At 67.0% G+C, this 3,168-nt stretch carries 2 protein-coding genes; both read left to right on the top strand.

Annotated elements, in window-relative coordinates:
* The first annotated feature begins 40 nt into the window (after nucleotides 1–40).
* Nucleotides 41–1,711, top strand: a complete 1,671-nt coding sequence (gene kdpA / locus ACFWF3_RS29795; protein ID WP_379316954.1) for a potassium-transporting ATPase subunit KdpA — start codon at nucleotides 41–43, stop codon at nucleotides 1,709–1,711.
* A 1-nt stretch (nucleotide 1,712) separates the two neighbouring features.
* On the top strand, nucleotides 1,713–3,168 hold a 1,456-nt coding region (kdpB, locus tag ACFWF3_RS29790; RefSeq protein WP_379316952.1), incomplete at its 3' end, for a potassium-transporting ATPase subunit KdpB.

The following is a 3,168-nucleotide window of genomic DNA, read 5'->3' as shown; positions in this document are numbered from 1 at the left end:
CTTCATGGTCGCGGCGCTGCTCTTCCCCGAGAGGTTCTAGGTGAACACGACTACTGCGGGGATCGTCTTCGTGGCGGCCCTGGTTCTCGCGCTCGCCCTGGTCCATGTGCCGCTGGGCGACTACATGTACCGGGTCTACAGCAGCGACAAGTACTCCCGCGTCGAGCGGCTGATCTTCCGCGCCATCGGCGCGAAGCCCGAGGTCGAGCAGACGTGGCCCGTCTATGCCCGCAGCGTGCTGGCGTTCTCGGCGGTCAGCGTGCTGTTCCTGTTCTTCTTCCAGCTGGTGCAGGGCGCGCTGCCGCTGCACCTCGACGATCCCGGCACCGAGATGACCCCCGCGCTCGCGTGGAACACCGCGGTCAGCTTCGTCACCAACACCAACTGGCAGAACTATTCCGGTGAGTCCACCCAGGGTCACCTGGTGCAGATGGCCGGTCTCGCGGTGCAGAACTTCGTCTCCGCGGCTGTCGGCATGGCGGTGGCGGTGGCGCTGGTGCGTGGCTTCGCCCGTCGCCACACCGGCGACCTCGGCAACTTCTGGGTCGACCTGGTGCGCGGCACCCTGCGCATTCTGCTTCCGCTGGCGTTCGTCTTCGCGATCGTGCTGGTCGCGGGCGGCGTCATCCAGAACTTCCACCTCCACGATCAGGTCGCGCAGACCATCGGCGGCGCCGAACAGACGATCACCGGCGGTCCGGTGGCCAGCCAGGAAGTCATCAAGGAACTCGGCACCAACGGCGGCGGCTTCTACAACGCGAACTCCGCGCACCCGTTCGAGAACCCGAGCACCTGGACGAACTTCCTCGAGATCTTCCTGCTGATGGTGATCGCGTTCTCACTGCCGCGCACCTTCGGCCGGATGGTCGGTTCCACCAAGCAGGGCTACGCGATCGTGGCGGTGATGGGCACGATCGCCCTGGCCAGCATCTCGCTGACCAACCTGTTCCAGCTCCAGCACCACGGCACGGTGCCGACCGCGATCGGCGCGTCGATGGAAGGCGTGGAAACCCGTTTCGGCGTCGCCGATTCGGCCACTTTCGCCGGCGCGACCACGCTCACCTCGACCGGTGCGGTGAACTCGTTCCACGATTCCTACACCAGCCTCGGCGGCATGATGACGATGTTCAACATGCAGCTCGGCGAGGTGGCGCCCGGCGGTGTCGGCTCCGGTCTGTACGGCATGTTGATCCTCGCCGTGATCACGGTGTTCGTCGCGGGCCTGATGGTCGGACGTACCCCGGAATACCTGGGCAAGAAGATCACCCCGCGCGAAATCAAGCTGGCGGCAACGTATTTCCTGGTGAGTCCGCTGATCGTCCTGGTCGGCACGGCGGTGGCCATGGCCTTGCCGGGACAACGAGCGAGCATGCTCAACGGCGGGCCACACGGCATGTCGGAGGTGTTGTACGCCTTCACCTCCGCGGCCAACAACAACGGTTCCGCCTTCGCCGGTCTCACCGGCAACACCGAGTGGTACAACACCGCACTCGGCCTCGCGATGCTGTTCGGCCGATTCCTGCCGATCATCATCGTGCTGGCACTCGCGGGTTCGCTGGCCCAGCAGGGCACCACCCCCGCGTCGATCGGCACGCTGCCGACGCACCGGCCGCAGTTCGTCGGCATGGTCGTCGGCGTGACGGTGATCCTGGTCGCGCTCACCTTCCTGCCCGCTCTCGCGCTCGGGCCGCTCGCCGAAGGAATCCACTGAAATGACCACTCCCACACTAGAATCCGCACCGCGGCCCGAACACCGCGTCAAGGGCGTACAACGCGGCGTCCTCGACCCGAAGTTGCTGCTCACCTCCCTCCCCGACGCCGTGCGCAAACTCGATCCGCGCACGCTGTGGAAGAACCCGGTGATGCTGATCGTCGAGATCGGCGCCGTATGGTCGACCATCCTCGCCATCGCCGACCCGAGCTTCTTCGCCTGGGCGATCGTCGTCTGGCTCTGGCTCACCGTCGTTTTCGCGAACCAGGCCGAAGCCGTCGCGGAGGGGCGCGGCAAGGCGCAGGCCGACTCGCTGCGCAAAGCCAAGACCGACACCATCGCCCGCCGCCTGGCCGACTGGACACCGGGTGGGCGCATCGTCGAGGAACGCCTCGCGGCTCCCGAACTGCGACGCGGCGACTACGTCGTCGTCGAAGCGGGCCAGATCATCCCCGGCGACGGTGACGTCGTCGAAGGCATCGCCTCGGTGGACGAATCGGCCATCACCGGTGAATCCGCGCCCGTGATCCGGGAATCCGGCGGCGACCGCTCGGCCGTCACCGGCGGCACCACGGTGCTCTCGGACCGGATCGTCGTGCGGATCACCCAGGAGCCCGGCGCCAGCTTCATCGACAAGATGATCGCCCTCGTCGAGGGTGCGAGCAGGCAGAAGACACCGAACGAGATCGCGCTCAACATCCTGCTGGCCGCGCTCACGATCATCTTCGTGTTCGCGGTGACCACCCTGCAGCCGCTGGCAGTCTTCGCCAAGTCGAACAACCCCGGCGTGCCGGACACCTCGGCGCTGGACGCGCACGGCATCACCGGCATCGTGATGGTCTCGCTGCTGGTCTGCCTGATCCCCACCACCATCGGCGCGCTGCTCTCGGCCATCGGCATCGCGGGCATGGACCGCCTCGTGCAGCGCAATGTGCTGGCCATGTCCGGTCGTGCGGTGGAAGCCGCGGGGGATGTGAACACACTGCTGCTGGACAAAACCGGAACGATCACCCTCGGCAACCGCCAGGCAGCCGCGTTCATCCCGGTACCCGGCGTTCTCGACGACGACCTGGCCGACGCGGCACAGCTGTCCAGCCTCGCCGACGAGACGCCGGAGGGGCGCTCGATCGTCGTGTTCGCCAAGGAGGTGTTCAACAAGCGCGAGCGCAGCGCGGGTGAACTGCCCGGGGCCACCTGGGTCGAGTTCACCGCGCAGACCCGCATGTCGGGGGTCGACCTGGCCGACGGGCACCAGCTGCGCAAGGGGGCAGCGGGTGCGGTCACCGAATGGGTTCGCGCCCAAGGTGGTTCGATCCCGGCCGAGGCTTCGGCGATCGTCGACGGCATCTCCGCCTCCGGCGGCACCCCGCTGATGGTCGGTGAAGTCCGCGACGCAACACCGCGTCTGCTCGGCGTCATCCATCTCAAAGATGTCGTCAAGCAGGGCATGCGGGAAC

The organism is Nocardia sp. NPDC060220, assembly GCF_042727815.1.
In the GTDB taxonomy this organism is placed as follows: Bacteria; Actinomycetota; Actinomycetes; order Mycobacteriales; family Mycobacteriaceae; genus Nocardia.
Note: the sequence above shows the minus strand (reverse complement) of the source record. Positions and strands in the feature narration are given on the sequence as shown.